Source organism: Bradyrhizobium huanghuaihaiense (genome assembly GCF_007830635.1).
GTDB lineage: Bacteria > Pseudomonadota > Alphaproteobacteria > Rhizobiales > Xanthobacteraceae > Bradyrhizobium > Bradyrhizobium huanghuaihaiense.
Genome location: NZ_VLLA01000014.1, coordinates 172,387 through 189,359, shown reverse-complemented (window position 1 = coordinate 189,359; position 16,973 = coordinate 172,387). Strand labels below are relative to the sequence as shown.

The window sequence follows — 16,973 nt, the reverse complement described above, 5'->3', positions numbered from 1 at the left end:
CGCGCTTCAGGCTGCCGTTTGAACATATCTCCGCACTAGCCCCGGCCCACCAGATGAGCCGCCGAGCGCCAGGCGTGCTGCGACAGGGCTTCGAGGTTTCCCACCACCTCGACACGAAGCAGGGCGGCGTCGGCGGTCAGGGTTCCGTTGGCCACCGCACCGAGCGTCGCACTGCGATGGATGCGCAGCATTTCGGCGAGCTGTGTCGTACAACGCTCGAGCTCGGCGATCGCCTCGTCGGGCGGGTCGGCGCGCGGACCGGCCATGGCGTCGCCGGCACGCGAGGCGGGTACGGCGTGCGGCGATCCATCGACGCGGGGCGGCGCCGCAACGCCGCGCGCAATCGCAGCCGCGCTTCGCATGATTTCGGCACATAGCTCTCCGGCGCGGATGTCCTCCGGTCCGCGTGCCACCGAAGCGAAATTGTTTCCTCCATTTGCGAGGTCCGTCAGCCGGGACGCGTGGTCGAGGGCGTGCAGCGTGCTCGTCAGACGCTGTTGCTCGTCGTCGGTCTCAGGCGGTCCAGCTACATCCGACAGGAATATTTGTGCCTGGCGCACGGCATCGGCCGCCTCCTCTACGGATACAGCCTCCTTCCCCAGGCGTATCGATCCAGCGCGGCCGGTCAGTTTCGCCTCGACCGAACTGCACACCGTCAAGAGCACGCGCGCGATCGTGCGCCGTACCGCTTCCACTGCCACGACCGGGGTCTCGAGCGCCGAAGGATCGAGACATCGCGTCAGCGGCGAGCCGCGCTCGGGCAGAATCCGTTCGACCAGTCGCGTGAACGGATTGATCAGGGGCAGCAGGACCGCGACGCCGACGACGTTGAAGGCCGTGTGGTAGCCGGCCAGCAGCGTGACGCCGTCGATCGTGTCGGAGGCGCGCAGCAGCATCGGCGTTACCATGGGAAAAGCCACCAAAGCGATGAGTGCGGCAATCAGCTTGAAAAGAACGTAGGCGATGGCCAGCCGCTTTGCGGTCGGGCTCGCGCCGATCGCGGCCAGGGCGGAACTCGTGGCTGTTCCGATGTTCTGGCCGATGATCAGGGCGCAGGCCTGGTCCAACCCGATCGCGCCCGCGAAATAGGCGGACAGGGTCACCGCGATCGCGGCCGTTGACGATTGCATCAGCGCGGTCATGACCAATCCGATCACGACCAGCGCCAGCACGCCGAAGAGGCCCGACCACCATGGCACCCCGGGACTGCCGAGGACTGCGGGCAGGTCCGCCGGGTGCAATCGTTCAGCCAGCCCGCCCATGCCCTGCTGCAGGGTCGTCAAGCCGAACAGCACAAGTCCGAAGCCGGCGAGCGCGGCGCCGACCCCGGAGATTCGTCCTCTGCCGAGAAGCTTGGTCAGCGCGCCGACGAAGATCATCGGCAGCGCCGCGGCCGTGAGCGAGACGCGGACGCCGATCAGCGCGACCAGCCAGCCGGTCCCGGTGGTGCCGATATTCGCGCCGAAGACGAGGCTCAACCCTTGCTGGAAGGTCAAGAGGCCGGCGCTGACGAGACCGATCGTCGTCATGGTCGTTGCGCTGGAGGACTGCACCAGCAGCGTGACCACGGCCCCCCAAAACGAGCCAAGCAGCGGCGTCGACGCAGCCATGCCGAGCACCGTGCGTAGCGCAGAGCCGGCCAGCGTCTTCAGGCCCTCCGTCATCACGGTCATGCCGAGCAGGAAGAGACCTACCCCGCCGAGCGTCGAGATCGCCGTGGACATGTGTGCTCCTTCCGACAGGGCACCACGAATAGCGAAGCATATTGATCGAGGCGGCGCAAAGCCTCGCACTCGAATTTGAGTGGCCTTCTCGCATCCGCCTGTCTATGGTCGATCCATGTCTCGCCTTGTGTGTCTCTTCGTTGCTGTCATCCTGTCGCTGCTGCCCGCTGTCGCGCCCGCTGAGCCCGTGCAAAAGCGCCCCAAGCCGGTCTGGAAGGGCTACGGCTTCCTGCCGGGCTATCGTCAGCCGCTGAGCAACAGCATTCCGCTCTACAAGCAGAAGGACGCCATGCGTCGCCTCGCGCGCAGTGAACGTCGCCATTGGTACATCGACCCGGTTCCTCAGTATTACCGTTGGGATGGCGAGTGGCACTATTTCGGCCGCCCCGGCTTCGGCGGCGGCCGCTACAACGGCGGCAGCTTTGGCCCGTGCTGGACGCGCACACCGATCGGGGCGGTGTGGAATTGCGGGTGAGCGGCTGATCGCCGTCATCGCGAGTACTCATCCATCACCGTCACCCTGAGGTGCGCGCTCAGTGGCGCAGCCGCGCCGCTGAGCAAGCCTCGAAGGGCGAAGGCCCGGCTGCATCTCGGCCGTGCATCCTTCGAGGCTCTCCGCACGATGCTGCGCATCGTGCGCCTCGCGCCTCAGGATGACGGAGCTGGTACTCTCGTCATTGCGAGCGCAGCGAAGCAATCCAGAGTCTTTCCGCGGCGACAGTCTGGATTGCTTCGCTGCGCTCGCAATGACGATGTGGAGAGAGCGTAGTCTCTTACGAGAAGAACGCGATCTTCTCGGCCTGGGTCATGCGGCGGATTGGCGCGAGCGGGTCGTTGGCGGGCGCGCGGGGTTTTTGCAGGATGCCGCTGGCGAGGATGGTGGCGCCGAGCGAGGGCTCGGGGAGCGGCGTGGGCATCGGCAGCGTTGCGGCCGGTGCTCCGGCTAATGATGCCGTGGCTGCCATCGCCGGGGCCTGCTGCTCCATCACTTCGGCCGCGGCTTCCGCGATGGCGTCGGTGAGGCGCGCGAGCGAGTCCATCGCGATCGGTGCGTCGGCTGCGGGCTCTTCCGCGACCGCTGCGGGTGCGACCGGCTCCGGAAGCTCGGCGGCAATTGGCGCCACGGCCTCCGCAGCCATCGGCTCCGGACTTGCTGCGGCCATCTCGACCGGCTCGATGATCTCGTCGAACTCCGGATCGGGCGCGGCCATCTCCAGCGCGATGGCCTCGAGGATGGCCTCGTCCTCAGCTTCCGCGGCGGCGTCGAGCGCGAGCTCGTCGGCGGCTTCCACGACCGCGGTGAGCTCCGCGACCGGCTCTTCAAGAGCGACGTCTTCAACCGCGGCGTTGTCGGGCGCGATCTTGCTGTCGGCAGCGGCCTCCGGCGCGACGGTCGCATCCATGGCCTGCTCGGCCATTGCGAATGCTTCGACGTTGCCGGCTTCCTCAATTTCTGCTTCGGGCTCGGGAGTCGCTGCGACGTCCTGCGGCGCCTCCGTAAAAGCCACGGGAGCTTCGCTCGCCATCTCGGCGGGTGCGGCTTGCGCAGGCGCAGCTTCCGCCACCGCGGAGGGCCCCTCATGCGCCGGAGGCGGCGAGGGGCGCTCCGCCTGCGGCGATGCGCCGCCCTCGGTCTGCTCGATTCGTTCCCTGAGCAGATCGAATGCGGCCTTGAGCTCGACGCGGGGGTCGATGGTCGACATCTGTCCGCAGGCGGCCTCGATCGAGGCGAGCTGCGAATCAATGAGGTCGCAGATTCGCCCGTCGGCGCCGATCTCGCGCCAGCGCCAGGAGATCTCCTTGATGATGCGCACGCCGCGCGGGATCGGCGCGAGGCTCGTCTCGAGCGCAGCGGGATCGAACGCCGCGAGCGCGATCGTCTCGGCCTCGCGGATGGCGCGGCGGATCTCGACCAGCGCCTCCGGCAGGCGGTCCTCGACGACGGGTTGTCGCTGTGCCGCAAGGGTTTCTTCGATTTTCGCGACCGCATCCAGCACCATGCGGGTATCCGCATTGCGGTTGCGCTTGGCATATTCGCCGAGGAACCAGCGGCCGCGCGCGGTCTCCATGAAGGCTTCGCGGATCGCGTCGTAATCCTGCTCGTTCGGCTCGGCCGCGCGGGCAGACATGGGCGAAAGGGCGAATGCTTCGTTGGCCATGACAATCTCGTCGCGCAAATCAGTGCGCGTTACACTAACGATCACCACGATATCGACCGAATCGCAATTGTTTGATGCAGTCCGAATCACAAATCCCCACGCCCGCCGCCGTGAAGCGGCGATTCGCCGTGAGCCTCGCCCTGTTCTATTCGGCACTGTTCGCGGTGTCGGGCACGCAGCTTCCGTTCTTCCCGGTCTGGCTGAAGGCAATCGGCATCGACGCGGCCTGGATCGGCCTCATCAATGCGCTGCCGGCGATCACGCGCTTCACCACGCTGCCGCAGATAACCGCCTTTGCCGAAAAGCGGCATGCCATTCGCGCCGGGATGATGGTGTCGGTGCTGGCGACCGCGATCGGCTTTGCGGCCGTCGGCCTGCAACAGCATCCGCTGGCGCTGTTCCTGATCTACGCGCTGACCTGCGTGATGTGGACGCCGTCGACCCCGCTCACCGATGCCTATGCGCTGCGCGGCGTCGCGCGCTACGGGCTCGACTACGGGCCCTTGCGGCTGTGGGGCTCGGCGGCGTTCGCCGCGAGCTCGCTCGCCTGCGGCTATCTCGTCGACGTCATCGCACCGCGCGACCTGATCTGGGTGATCGTCGCCTGGGCGGTCGTTGCGATGCTCGCCAGCCTGCTGCTGCAGCCGCTCGACGACATCAGGCGCAAGACGACGGAGAGGCATACCGACACGGCGCTGCTGCGCGATGTCGGCTTCTGGGCGCTGATCGCCTCGGCAGCGCTGATCCAGGGCAGCCACGTCGCCTACTACACCTTCTCCGCCATCAACTGGCAGCTCCATGGGATCAGTGGGCTGACGATCGCGGGGCTGTGGACGCTGGGCGTGATCGCCGAGATCGTCGTGTTCGCGCTGTCGCCGCGCTTCCTGCTGCATCCGTCCACGATGATGGCGATCGGGGGCTTGAGCGCCGTGGTGCGCTGGATCGTCACCGCCAACGAGCCGCCGCTGCCGCTGCTCGCAATCGTGCAGCTCGGACATGGCCTCACCTTCGGCATGACCATCGTCGGCACCATGAACCTCCTGGTGCAGCGCGTGCCCTCGCATCAGCTCGCGCGGGGGCAGGGCTATTACGCCGCATGCAGCGGGCTGCTCGGCGCTGTGACCTCGATCGCGTCAGGCGCGATCTATGCCCGCATCGGGGATGGCCTGTACTACGTGATGGCGGCGATGGCCGCGGCCGGCGCGCTTCTGATCTGGTCGGCGCGGCACCGGCTGAAGGCTCATCCCCAGAGCGAGGACTCCGGCGGATAGACCAGGCTGCCGTCATAGCGCAGGGCGTGATCGCGATCGCGCGCGAGCAGCAAGGGGCCGTCGAGATCGACGAAGCGGGCCTGCGGCGTCACCAGCATGGCGGGAGCCATCGACAGCGAGGTCGCGACCATGCAGCCGATCATGATCTCGAAGCCGAGTGCCTGCGCGGCATCGGCCATCGCCAATGCCTCGGTGAGGCCACCGGTCTTGTCGAGCTTGATGTTCACGGCGTCGTAGCGCGCGCGCAAGGGTGCGAGCGAGGAGCGGTCGTGCACGCTCTCGTCGGCGCAGACGGCGAGCGGCCGCTTGATCCGCGCCAGTGCCTCGTCCTTGCCTGCTGGCAGCGGCTGCTCCACCAGGGTGACGCCGGCAGCGGCGCAGGCGGCGAGGTTGTGCTCCAGATTGGCGTCGGTCCAGGATTCGTTGGCATCGACGATCAGCTCGGCCTCCGGAGCAGCCTTGCGCACGGCCGCGATGCGCTCCGGATCGCCCTCGCCGCCGAGCTTGATCTTGAGCAGCGGCCGGTGTGCCGCTTTGGCCGTGGCCCCCGCCATGGCGTCGGGCGTGCCCAGCGAGATCGTGTAGGCGGTGGTGCGCATCCCGGGCGCCGGGCGGTCGAGCAGGCTCCAGGCCCGCCGGCCGGCCGCCTTGGCCTCCAGGTCGATCAGGGCGCAATCCAGCGCGTTGCGGGCGGCGCCCGGGGGCATGGCACCTTGCAGGGCCTGCCGGGTCAGGCCGCCGGCCACGGCGTCCTGCATGGCCTCAATGGCCGCAAGGGTCGCCTCGGGGGTCTCGCCATAACGGGGGTAGGGCACGCATTCGCCGCGGCCGCTGAGGCCATTATGGCTCACTTCGGCCACAACGGTGACCGCCTCGGTCTTGGCGCCCCGGCTGATCGTGAAACTGCCGGCAATGGGAAAGCGCTCGATTCGCGCCAATAGGGCCGGAACTTTGCTGGAAGTCATTTTGAACTCTGGCGAAATCTGAACCTGCTGGTTACCTGTAGCAACTAACATTAACCACTTGGGGATACCTTTCTCTGGGTAAGGGCGCGTGCGCAACTATCTGAATTCATCTGTTTCTTGCGCCCCGGCGCGGGAGCGGACATCTTGAACAGCGATCCGAAGCTGGAACGGATTGCAAAGGGCAACGCGCTGGCACTCTGCGCCACCGGAACCTGGACCGCGAGCTTCGCGCCGGTCCTGGAGCGGATGGTGGCGGATGCCGAGAAGCTCGCCGGCAGTCCGCAAAGCATCTTCATCGACGTCTCCGAGGTCGCCAAGCTCGACACGTTCGGCGCCTGGCTGATCGAACGGCTGCGCCGCAGCCTGACCCAAGGCGCGGTCGAGGCGCAGATCGCCGGGCTGTCGGCCAATTATTCGAGCCTCGTCGACGAGGTGCGGCGGGTCCGGGCGACGCCCGTGGTCGAGACCTCAACGATCACCATCACCGGCATGCTGGAGCAGATCGGCCGCACTGTCGCCGGCGTCGGCGGCACCGTGGCGGGCCTGATCGACATGCTCGGCGCGGTGCTGGCGGCGGGCTTTCGCGTGCTGGTCCACCCGCGCTCGTTCCGCCTGACCTCGACCGTGCACCACATGGAGCAGGTCTGCTGGCGCGCGGTGCCGATCATCGTGCTGATCACCTTCCTGATCGGCTGCATCATCGCGCAGCAAGGCATCTTCCACTTCCGCCGCTTCGGCGCCGACATCTTCGTCGTCGACATGCTCGGCGTGCTGGTGCTGCGCGAGATCGGCGTGCTCTTGGTCGCGATCATGGTCGCGGGACGTTCGGGCAGCGCCTACACCGCCGAGCTCGGCTCGATGAAGATGCGGGAAGAAATCGACGCGCTGCGCACGATGGGGTTCGACCCGATCGAGGTCTTGGTGCTGCCGCGCATGCTGGCCCTCGTGCTGGCGCTGCCGATCCTCGCCTTCCTCGGTGCCATGGCCGCGCTCTATGGCGGCGGTCTCGTCGCCTGGCTCTATGGCGGCGTCGATCCCGAAGCGTTTCTATTGCGCCTGCGCGATGCCATCTCGATCGACCATTTCATCGTCGGCATCGTGAAGGCGCCTGTGATGGCCGCCGTGATCGGCATCGTCGCCTGCGTCGAGGGACTGGCCGTGCAGGGCAGCGCCGAATCGCTCGGGCAGCACACGACGGCGTCGGTGGTGAAGGGCATCTTCTTCGTCATCGTCATGGACGGCGTGTTCGCCATCTTCTTCGCCTCGATCGGGATGTGACGATGGCAGGCGAAATTCAAAATCCCATCATACGCGTCCGCGACATCACCGTGCAGTTCGGCACGACGCGCGTGCTCGACGGCCTCAACCTCGACGTCAAGCGCGGCGAGATTCTTGGCTTCGTTGGCCCGTCCGGCGCGGGCAAATCGGTGCTGACGCGCACCATCATCGGCCTGGTGCCTAAGGTCGCGGGCAGCATTGAAGTGTTCGGCGTCGACCTCGATTCCTCGAGCACGTCGCAGCGGCGCAATGTCGAGCGGCGGTGGGGCGTGCTATTCCAGCAGGGCGCGCTGTTCTCCTCGCTGACCGTGCGGCAGAACATCCAGTTTCCGATGCGCGAATATCTTCGCGTGTCGCAGCGGCTGATGGACGAGATCACCATGGCCAAGCTCGCCATGGTTGGGCTCAAGCCCGAAGTTGCCGAGCGCTTCCCGTCGGAACTGTCGGGCGGCATGATCAAGCGCGTCGCGCTCGCACGCGCACTGTCGCTCGATCCGGATCTCGTGTTCCTGGACGAGCCGACCTCGGGCCTCGATCCGATCGGCGCCGGCGATTTCGACGAGCTGGTGCGGACGCTCCAGCGCACTTTGGGTCTGACCGTTTTCATGGTAACCCACGATCTCGACAGCCTTTACACCGCTTGCGACCGCATCGCCGTTTTAGGGAACGGTAAGATCATTGCGGCAGGGTCGATCGCCGACATGCAGGCCTCGCAGCACCCCTGGCTGAGGCAGTATTTCCATGGCAAGCGCGCCCGCGCGGTCATGAGTTGAGTAGCCGGAGCACCTGATGGAAACGCGGGCGAATTACGTCCTGATCGGATCGTTCACGCTGGCGGTGATCGCCGCGGCAATCGGCTTCGTGCTCTGGTTCCAGTCGCTGCACACCACCAAGCAGCGCAGCCCCTTGCGCGTCGTGTTCGAGGGCCCGGCGGCGGGCTTGCGCAACGGCGGCAGCGTCAATTTCAACGGTATTAGGGTGGGTGAAGTGGTCTCGGTGAAGCTCGACAACCCGCGGCGGGTTGTCGCACTCGCCATGGTCGAGAACAACGCCCCGATCCGCAAGGACACCCTGGTCGGCCTCGAATTCCAGGGCCTCACGGGCGTCGCCGCGATCTCGCTCAAGGGCGGCGAGGAGGCGGCACCGCCGCCGCCGCTCGACGAGGACGGCATTCCGACCCTGATGGCCGACCCCAACAAGCTCCAGGACGTCACCGAGGCGATCCGCGGCACGCTGCAGAACATCAACAAGATCGTCGCCGACAATCAGGAATCGGTGAAGAACTCGCTGAAGAATCTGGAGACCTTCACCAACTCGCTCGCCCGCAACTCCGAGAAGATCGACGGCGTGATGGCCAAGGTCGACGGCGTCATGCTCAAGGCCGACAGCCTCATGCTCGGCCTCAACACGCTGGCCGGCGGCAAGGACGGCGGCGAGCTGTTCCAGGCGGTGAAGTCGATCCGCGAGCTCGCCGACGATTTCGACAAGCGCTCGGGCGCGTTGATCAGCGACGGCCGCCGTACGCTCGGCGACATCAGCCGCGCCGTGAACAATTTCGACCGCAACCCGACCCGCGTGCTGTTCGGCGCCAGCAACTCATCGCAAGCCGCCCCGCCGCCCGAGCCGCCGAAGCCGTCGGCACAGGAGCGCAGGCGGCAGTAGGCGGACGTGTGTTTGCACGCTTCGTGTCCCGGACGCGCTGCAACGCCCCTTAGCATTGCTGCGCTACAATGCCGCGACATAGGCCCGGCTCTGCTGCGCACCGCTGCAGAAGCGCTGCGCTGCGTCCGGGGCACGAGAGGGTGCATGCTCTCTCCACCCGTCATTGCGAGCGAAGCGAAGCAATCCAGACTGCTTCTGCGGGGACGGTCTGGATTGCTTCGTCGCTTCGCTCCTCGCAATGACGACATGGAGGGAGCGTGCGCTGCCTTCGTAGCCCGGATGGAGCGAAGCGCAATCCGGGTTCTTTGCCTGCCTTCCCGCATTACGCTTCGCTCCATGCGGGCTACGATCGCCGCGCTATGACGAGCTCAAACGAAAACGGAGGCCGCGGGGCCTCCGTTTCCCTTTTCGTCAATCGCTATTGCTGTCTCACCCCAGCCGGCCCGCCGCATGCGCGAGCAGGGTGTACACCAGGCCCGTCTCCGAGGTCAGGTGGCCGCGCAGCTCCTGCGGGCCGCGGCCGTCGCGGGCGACTTCGTCGAGCAGGCGCTCGAACTCGGCGACGTAGCGGTCGACCGTGCCCTTGAAGTTGCGGTCGGCGCGGTACTTGCGGGCGACCTCGTCAAAGGCCTTCTGGCCGGCGGGCGTGTAGAGGCGCTTGGTGAAGGCCTTGTTCTCGCCGCGCTGGTAGCGGTCCCACATCTCGGCGGCGAGGTTGCGGTCCATCAGCCGGCCGATGTCGAGCGACAGCGATTCCAGCGGATTGCTGCTCGCCTGCGGGGCCTGCGGCTGCGGTGCAGGGGCAGCAGCACGGCCACGGGGAGCCTCACGGCCGTTCGGAGCGCCCTGATTGGCGTCCGTGCGGTTCAAGAGGTCCGACAGCCAGCCGTCACGGCCCTGGTCGTTGCTGGAAGGCGCAACCGACGGCGCTTCGGTACGGCGCGAGGGCGCGGGCATGCCGAGGTCCGGCGGCGGCAGCGTCGAGGCGCTGCCGGTGTCGCGCATGCGGGTCTCGGTCGCCCGGCCGCCGACAGCCGCCATCATCGGCTCTTCCTGACGCTGGACGGCGACAGAAGCGCGGCCCGTCGTCGAGACGTCGAGGCCGCGGCCGTGCTGGGCCACGATGCGGTTGAGCTCGGCGAGGGCCTCGATCTGGTCGACGATCACCTTGCGCATCTGCGCAGTGCTCTCGGCGGCCTCCTGCGGCATTTCGAGCACGCCGCGGCGCAGCTCGTTGCGGGTGGCTTCGAGCTCGTTGTGCATCTCGAACGCCATCTGCTTCATGCTGGAGACGAGGTTGGTGAACTTCTCGGTCGACTGCTTGAACATCGTATCCGCCTCGTCCGTGGTCTGGCGGTAGATGTCGTGCATCGCCTCGATGGTCTGGCGGTGCTCCTCCTCGGACGCCGCGCGCACCGCCTCGAACTGGCGGGTGATCGCGGCCGAGCCTGCGCCGGCGGTCTCGGCGACGACGCGGGCGATGTCGCGGGCACGCTCTTCGGCCGCGGCCAGCGATTCATCGAGCAGGCCGGTGAAGCGCGACAGCCGCTGGTCGAGATCGGCCGTACGCAGGTCGATCGTGGTGACGAGCGATTCCAGCGCCTGCTTGCGCTCGGCGAGCGAGGCGGTGGTGTTCTTGTTGCTCTGCTCCACGACCTGCGCGGCATCGACCAGCGCCTTGCCGTGCTTGTCGAACTGGACCGACAGCTCGCCGAGATCCTGGAGCGCCTTCGTGGTCTTGCTGTTGAACACGTTGAGCTGGTCTTCCAGGTTCTGCGTCGCCGCGCCGTTGCGCGAGGTGACGTCGTTCATCGCCGAGACGAAGTCGGCGACGCGCGTCACCAGCGCCCGCTCCAGCGAGTTGAGGTTGTCGTGCGCACCGGTCAGCACCTCCTGGAGGAGGATGTTGCCTTCGCGCAGGCGCTCGAACAGGGCGACCGTATCGGTGCGCAGGATCTTGCTGGTCTCCTGCATCTCGGTGACGGCCGCGATCGAGACCTGGCGCGACTGGTCGATCGCGGAACGCGAGGCCTGCTCGAGGTCCTTGAGCGACTTGCCGACCGCGCCGGTCGCCATCTCGCTCGCCGCGTTGATGGTGCGGGCGACTTCCGAGCCGTTGCCCATCATGGTCTGCGAGAAGGCATGGCCGCGCGTCTCGATCGACTTCAGCGCGTCGGAGGTGACGCGGTCGATGTCGAGCGTGAGCTGGCTGGTCTTGGAGCCGATCGCATCGACCAGCGCGCCGCGCTTGGCGTCGATCATGTTCGACAGACGGTCGGCCTGCTGCTGCACATAGGTGACGATCTCGTCGGTCTTGCCGGTCATGGCCTGGCCGAAGCTGGAGCTGGCGGCGAGCACCGAGCGCTCGACGTCGGCCGAGCTCGACTTGACCCGCGAGCTCGCCTCGTTCGAGGCGGAGATCAGCGCGTTCTGGGCGTTGAGTGCGCTGGTCTGGATCTCGCTGGTCGCGTTCGTGGTGGCCGTGCTCAGGGCGCGCTCGATCTCGGTCGAGATCGTGCGGATCTGGCTCGCGGCATCCGCCGAGGTCGAGGTCAGCGAGGTCTGTGCCTCACGCGCGCTGTTGAGGATGGTCGAGGCGGTGTCGGCGCCGACCGCGGTCAACGTGCGCTCGATATCCGTGGTCAGCGACTTGATCTGGCTGGCCGCATCGGTCGAAGCGGAGATCAGGGTGCCCTGGGCCTCGCGCACGCCGCTGGTGAGCGCCTCGATGGTGGCGCCGCCGGCGGTCGCCAGCGCGCGCTGCATCTCGGCCGCGAGCGAACGGACCTGACCGGTTTGTTCTGCGGAGACAGCAAGAAGGGTGCTCTGGGCGTCGCGGGCGCTGGTCGTGATGGTCTCGGCGGTCGTCTGTCCCGCCTGCGAGAGCGAACGATGCACCTCGGCCGCGAGCGTCTTGACCTGGCTTGCCGCATCCGAGGACGCCGTGACCAGCGTGCTCTGGGCTTCGCGGGCGCCGGTCATGATGGTCTCGGCCGTCGCGGTGCCCGCCATCGTGAGCGAGCGCTGCACGTCCGATGACAGCGCCTTGATCTGGTTTGCGGTCTCGGTCGAGGCCGCGATCAGCGCGCTCTGCGCGTCGCGGGCGCCGGCGGTGATCGATTCCGCCGTGGAGGAGCCGGCCATCGACAGCGAGCGCTGCACGTCGGCGGTGAGCGTCTTGACGTGGTTGGCCGCGTCCGAGGACGTCGTGACGAGGGTGGTCTGCACCTCGCGGGCGCCGGCCAGGATCGAGGCTGCGGTGGCAGAACCGGCCGCCGACAGCGTGCGTTCGACGTCGGCCGCAAGCCCCTTGATCTGGTTGGAGGCATCGCCGGACGCCGCGACCAGGGTCGACTGCGCCTCGCGGGCGCTGCTCAGGATCGAGTTGGCGGCGCCGGTGCCGACCGCGGTCAGCGCGCGCTCGACCTCGGTCGAGGTCATCTTGAGCTGGGCGTTGACGTCCGAGGAGACCGTCATCAGCGACTGCTGGGCGGTGCGCGCACCGGTCTGGATCGTCTCGCTGGTGTTGACGACGAGGTTGGTGAGCGAGCGCTCGGCGTCCTCGACATGCGAGCGGATCGCGGTCGAGATCATCTCGGCGCGGGACATCATGTCCTCGCTGGCCTGGCGGCCGCTGCTCTCGATGCGGCCGGCGACGGCCTCGACGCGCGAGCCGAGCAGGTCCTCGAACTGCGCCACGCGCACGTCGATGTCGCTCGCGACCGAGCCGACCTTGGTCTCGATGGCCTGCTGGATGTCCTGGAAGCGCGCCGTGACCGTGTCGGTCAGGTGCGTGCTGCGGCCGTCGATGATCTCGGTGACGCCGGTGATGCGGCGGTCGACCGCCTCGATCGCCTGTGCGGTGCCGTCGGTGAGCGTCGAGGTCAGCAGCGTGAGGCGCGTGTCGATCGACTGCACGGCCTGCGAGGCGCCGTTGGTGACGGCGGTGGTGAGGTAGGTGAGGCGGGAGTCGATGGATTCGAGCGCCTGCGCCGCGCCGCCCGTCAGCGTCGTCGTGAGGTGGGTCAGGCGGGAGTCGATCGACTGGATGGTCTGCGACGCACCATCGGTCAGCGAGCTCGTGAGGTGGTTGAGGCGCGAATCGATCGTCTCGATGGCGTGCGAAGCGCCGTCGGTGAGCGACAACGTGAGGTGGGTGAGGCGGGAGTCGATCGACTGGATTGCCTGCGCGGCACCGTCGGTGAGCGACGTCGCGAGCGTGTTGAGGCGGCCGTCGATGGTCTCGGTCATCGACTTCGCGCGGCTGTCGAACGACTGTTCGAGCGTGGCGACGCGGCCGACGAGCTGCTCGTCGAAGGTCTTGATGTGGCCCTCGATCGTACCGTCGAGACCGGCGATCTTGCCGTTCAGCGAGGCATCGAGATGGTTGACGCGTTCGCCGATCGTGTTCTCGAACTGCACCAGGCGCTGGTCGAGCACGGCCGTGATCTCGCCGCCGTTGGAGGTGAAGCGGGTGTCGAAATTGTCGACATAGGTCTTCAGCGACTCATGGATGTCCTGCGTGCGCTGGCCCATGCGCTCGACGATCTCGCCGCCGAACGTCTTCACGGTGCGGTCGAACTCGGAGATGTGGCGGGTGATCAGTGCGCCCAGCGTGCCGGAGTCGCGGGCGAACTTCTCGACCAGCTCGGTGCCCTGGTTCTTCACCAGCTCGTCGAAGGCGCTCATCTGCAGCGACAGCGAGTCGTGCGCGGTCTCGGTCTGGCTCACGACCTTGGCGACGAGGGTGTTGACGGTGGCGTCGAGCGCCTCGCTCGCCTTGTCGCCGCTCGTCATGATCTGGTTGGCGAGGCGGCTGCCGGCGTCGTCGATCTTGGCGGAGATGTCGTTGGAGCGCAGCTCGAGCTCGAGCAGCAGCGAGTCCGACGAGTTCTTCAAGCTGTCGTGCACCTGCTCGGTACGCTCGGAGATGCCGTCGACGATCGCGGCGGAGCGCTGCTCGAACTCGCCGGTGATGCGGTCGATGCGCTCGTTCAGCATCTCGTGGACGCGGTCGGCGAGGTCGACGAACTCGTCGTGGACGTGGCCGGTCTTGAAGTTGAGGCTGGTGGTCAGCCGCTCGCTGGCGTCGAGCACGGCGCGCGTGGTCTCGTTGCTGGCTTCCTCGAGGCGGTCGAGCAGGTCGCCGCCGCGCTCGCCGAGCGCCAGGATCATGTTGTCGCCGGCATTGCTCAAGGCGCTGGTAATGTGGGCGCCGCGCTCTTCGAGCGCGCCGGTGATGGACTTGGCGACCTCGTCGACGCGCGAGGCGATCGCGTCCGAGATCAGCGCGATGTCGTGGCGCAGATCGATCTGCACGCCGGAGATGGCGCTGCGGACCTGCTCGGCCTGGCCGACCAGATTGTCGCGCTGATGCGCGATGTCCTGGAGCAGGGCGCGGATGCGCACTTCGTTGTCGCTATAGGCGCGCTCCAGCGCGGCGACCTCGTTGGCGACCAGCGTCTCGAGCTCGCCGGCGCGCGCGATCGCGCGCTCGATGCCGTCGCCCATCGCCGCGACCTCGCGGCGGATGGCCTGGCCGACGGTGACCATGGAATCGGAGGCCGAGCCTTCGGGCTCGGAGAAGCGGATCGCGACCTGCGCCATCGCCTGCGCGATCATGCGCATTTCCTGGCCGCGCCAGACGAGGCTCGCCAGGAAGTAGAACAGCATGATCGGCGCGAAGAACATCGCGATCAGGCCGGCGATGACCAGCACGCCGCCGCTCTGGCCCATGGCGGCCTGGATCGAGGGCAGGAAGCCGACCGTCAGCGCGGCGCAGGCGGCGAGCCAGACGCCGGCGAAGATGGTGGCGAAGGTGTAGACGCTGCGGGCAGGGCGGCCCTTCTGCAGCGCCTGGAGCAGCTGGCCGATGGTCTCGCGGTCGTCGTTGGCGGCGCGGCGCGTGGTGCGCGGCTCCTCGACCGGGTCGAACACGGTCGCCCGTTCGTTGGCGGCGGGGCGCGGCTCGAAGCTCGGCTCGTCGAAGACCGGGGGTGCCGGAGGCGTCACCTGAGACGTCGTTTCGCCCCGCATCGAGGCGTTGCGGCTGGTGTCCGCAGCCGTGTCGCTGATGTTCAGGGCTTCCTGGATCGCAGAAAGCGCAACTTCTGTGGGGTCTTTGACCTTCTTGGGAGTGTTCGCCATGTTCAGTCCGAGCCCTCGTTACTTGTACACGCCCCCCGCGAGCCCTGCGCGCTACGCAAGCCCACAGACCGGATCATGCCGCTTATGCGGATCTCCGAGCCGTCCCCACCCGGACGGCTTGTCCGCCAATTTCCGCAACATCCTATTGGCAGAGCGTCGCGAATGAAATGCCCGCGATTAAGACAATCTTAATCATCGTTAACAGGATCGGGCCGTAACGCCTTAGCAATAAATGAAATTCTCCACGGAACCCGGTCAATTGCGGCGACTTTTCGTCAATAAACGGGCGGAATTGCGTAAATAAGTCCAAACATTTCGTTAACCATTTCCGTGCTTGGCTGGGGCGAACCGTACCGCCTGACCGGCGGAACCACCGCGCGATGCCGGGGCCAGCGCCATGACGCCTGAACTGCAACGGATGGACTGGATGCCCTCGCCCCCGCTTGCGCCCATCGACAGCCCGCTCGATCTCGACCACCTCTCCCGGATGACGCTCGGCGACACTGAACTGGAACAGGAAGTGCTCGCGATGTTCGCCGAGCAGGCCGTCCGCCTGCTCGCCGCAATGGCGGCGCTGCCGGCCGAGACCGGTGCGCTCGCGCACACGCTGAAGGGCTCGGCCCGCGGGATCGGCGCCTTTGCGGTGGCCGATGCTGCCGCCAGCCTCGAGACGGCGGTCCGGACCGGCCACAACCGATCGCATGCGCTTGCCGCACTGAAAGAGGCGGTGGCCGAGGTCCGCGCCGCGATCGCGGCGATCCTGAAGCACTAGGGCGGCCCCCACGAATATGGGGCCTGCGCACTAGCCGTTTGATTTGACGCGTTTTCTGCGCGCGATGCGGGATCCACGCCGCTCGAAAACGCTATGGCGCCGGGCTAACCGACCCGTTATAGGACAGCCCGGACCCTCCTTCATTCCCAACATCGCGGCAGCACGAGCACACATGGCCAAGATTCACTTTGTCGACCACAAGGGCGAAACCCGCACGGTGGAAATCGAGAACGGCGCGACCGTGATGGAAGCCGCCATCCGCAACAGCATCCCCGGCATCGAAGCCGAATGCGGCGGCGCCTGTGCCTGCGCGACCTGCCATGTCTATGTCGACGAAGCCTGGCGCGAGAAGGTCGGCAGCCCGACGCCGATGGAAGAGGACATGCTCGATTTCGGCTTCGACGTGCGCCCGAACTCGCGCCTGTCCTGCCAGATCAAGGTGAGCGACGATCTCGACGGGCTGGTCGTGGCGACGCCGGAACGTCAGGCCTGATCGTCCCTCGATATTACTAGGTGCTCGGCGGCGCGACCTCGATGCCGCGCTTGTGCCAGGGTCTGAACTTCTCGATCACCTCTGCGGTCAGCGGCGCCGGTCGCCGCGTCGCCTCGTCGAGCAGCACGCCGACGGACGTCGCTGACGCAACGCACTTCCCGTTCGAAAACACGACCTGCTCGAAGGTCACGGACGTTCGTCCGAGCTTCACGACGCCGAGGCCGAGCTCGATCGTGTTCGGCCAGTGCAGCTCGGCGCGGAAATGCATGTCGAGCCGCACCATGATCCAGGCGAGGCCGGGCGGGGTCAGCCCGTATTCGGGAAGCTTCATCAGCGTGACACGGCCGGTCTCGAAATAGGTGGCATAGACCGCGTTGTTGACGTGCTGGTTCGGGTCGAGATCGCCGAAGCGGACGTTGTCGCTTAGGCGAAAAGGGAAGTCCTCCAGGCGCGGCGTCGTGTCGAGGCGGGCTGGTGCGTTCACCGATTGATCTCCGTCATA

The 16,973-nt window shown here is 67.0% G+C and carries 12 protein-coding genes; 7 read left to right on the top strand and 5 right to left on the bottom strand.

Features of this window, described 5'->3' with window-relative positions; translation table 11 throughout:
- Positions 1 to 35 precede the first annotated feature (35 nt).
- Positions 36 to 1,724 (bottom strand): Na/Pi cotransporter family protein, encoded by a 1,689-nt coding sequence (locus tag IQ16_RS26410; RefSeq protein WP_145831836.1) that lies wholly within the window; start codon positions 1,722 to 1,724, stop codon positions 36 to 38.
- 115 nt (positions 1,725 to 1,839) lie between these two features.
- Between IQ16_RS26410 and IQ16_RS26405 the strand changes: the two genes are divergently transcribed.
- Complete coding sequence (locus tag IQ16_RS26405; protein WP_026311971.1) at positions 1,840 to 2,199, top strand: hypothetical protein; 360 nt, start codon at positions 1,840 to 1,842, stop codon at positions 2,197 to 2,199.
- A gap of 298 nt (positions 2,200 to 2,497) precedes the next feature.
- Here the strand turns inward: IQ16_RS26405 and IQ16_RS26400 are convergent, their stop codons facing one another.
- Entirely contained in the window at positions 2,498 to 3,883 is a 1,386-nt protein-coding gene (locus IQ16_RS26400; protein WP_020607867.1) for a hypothetical protein, read from the bottom strand.
- 74 nt (positions 3,884 to 3,957) lie between these two features.
- On the opposite strand from IQ16_RS26400, the gene IQ16_RS26395 reads away from it, so the two are divergent.
- Positions 3,958 to 5,154 carry an MFS transporter gene (locus IQ16_RS26395; RefSeq protein ID WP_018642887.1) on the top strand — a complete coding sequence of 399 codons (1,197 nt, stop codon included), beginning with the start codon at positions 3,958 to 3,960 and terminating at the stop codon, positions 5,152 to 5,154.
- Here the strand turns inward: IQ16_RS26395 and dgcA are convergent.
- On the bottom strand, positions 5,124 to 6,119 hold the full coding sequence (gene dgcA / locus IQ16_RS26390; RefSeq protein WP_018642885.1) for an N-acetyl-D-Glu racemase DgcA: 996 nt from the start codon (positions 6,117 to 6,119) through the stop codon (positions 5,124 to 5,126). The genes IQ16_RS26395 and dgcA overlap by 31 nt on opposite strands.
- A 144-nt stretch (positions 6,120 to 6,263) precedes the next feature.
- Here dgcA and IQ16_RS26385 point away from each other — a divergent pair, with 144 nt between their 5' ends.
- The 3 genes from IQ16_RS26385 to IQ16_RS26375 are packed head-to-tail and all read left to right on the top strand — an operon-like array spanning position 6,264 to position 9,059.
- Positions 6,264 to 7,397, top strand: coding sequence for an MlaE family ABC transporter permease (locus IQ16_RS26385; RefSeq protein WP_020607866.1), 1,134 nt, complete (start codon positions 6,264 to 6,266; stop codon positions 7,395 to 7,397).
- Positions 7,398 to 7,399: 2 nt separating this feature from the next.
- Positions 7,400 to 8,170: an ABC transporter ATP-binding protein gene (locus IQ16_RS26380; RefSeq protein ID WP_018642882.1), complete on the top strand. Its 771-nt coding sequence runs from the start codon at positions 7,400 to 7,402 to the stop codon at positions 8,168 to 8,170.
- A 16-nt stretch (positions 8,171 to 8,186) separates the two neighbouring features.
- A complete protein-coding gene (locus IQ16_RS26375) occupies positions 8,187 to 9,059 on the top strand; it encodes an MlaD family protein (RefSeq protein ID WP_018642880.1) in 873 nt (290 codons plus the stop codon).
- A 429-nt stretch (positions 9,060 to 9,488) separates the two neighbouring features.
- Here IQ16_RS26375 and IQ16_RS26370 read toward each other — a convergent pair whose 3' ends face one another.
- A complete protein-coding gene (locus IQ16_RS26370; RefSeq protein ID WP_018642878.1) occupies positions 9,489 to 15,206 on the bottom strand; it encodes an apolipoprotein A-IV repeat region-like domain-containing protein in 5,718 nt (1,905 codons plus the stop codon).
- Positions 15,207 to 15,603: 397 nt separating this feature from the next.
- Between IQ16_RS26370 and IQ16_RS26365 the strand changes: the two genes are divergently transcribed.
- On the top strand, positions 15,604 to 15,978 hold the full coding sequence (locus IQ16_RS26365; RefSeq protein WP_018642877.1) for an Hpt domain-containing protein: 375 nt from the start codon (positions 15,604 to 15,606) through the stop codon (positions 15,976 to 15,978).
- A 172-nt stretch (positions 15,979 to 16,150) separates the two neighbouring features.
- On the top strand, positions 16,151 to 16,471 hold the full coding sequence (locus IQ16_RS26360; protein WP_018642875.1) for a 2Fe-2S iron-sulfur cluster-binding protein: 321 nt from the start codon (positions 16,151 to 16,153) through the stop codon (positions 16,469 to 16,471).
- 16 nt (positions 16,472 to 16,487) lie between these two features.
- Here IQ16_RS26360 and IQ16_RS26355 read toward each other — a convergent pair whose 3' ends face one another.
- Positions 16,488 to 16,955 (bottom strand): acyl-CoA thioesterase, encoded by a 468-nt coding sequence (locus IQ16_RS26355; RefSeq protein ID WP_018642874.1) that lies wholly within the window; start codon positions 16,953 to 16,955, stop codon positions 16,488 to 16,490.
- Positions 16,956 to 16,973 lie beyond the last annotated feature (18 nt).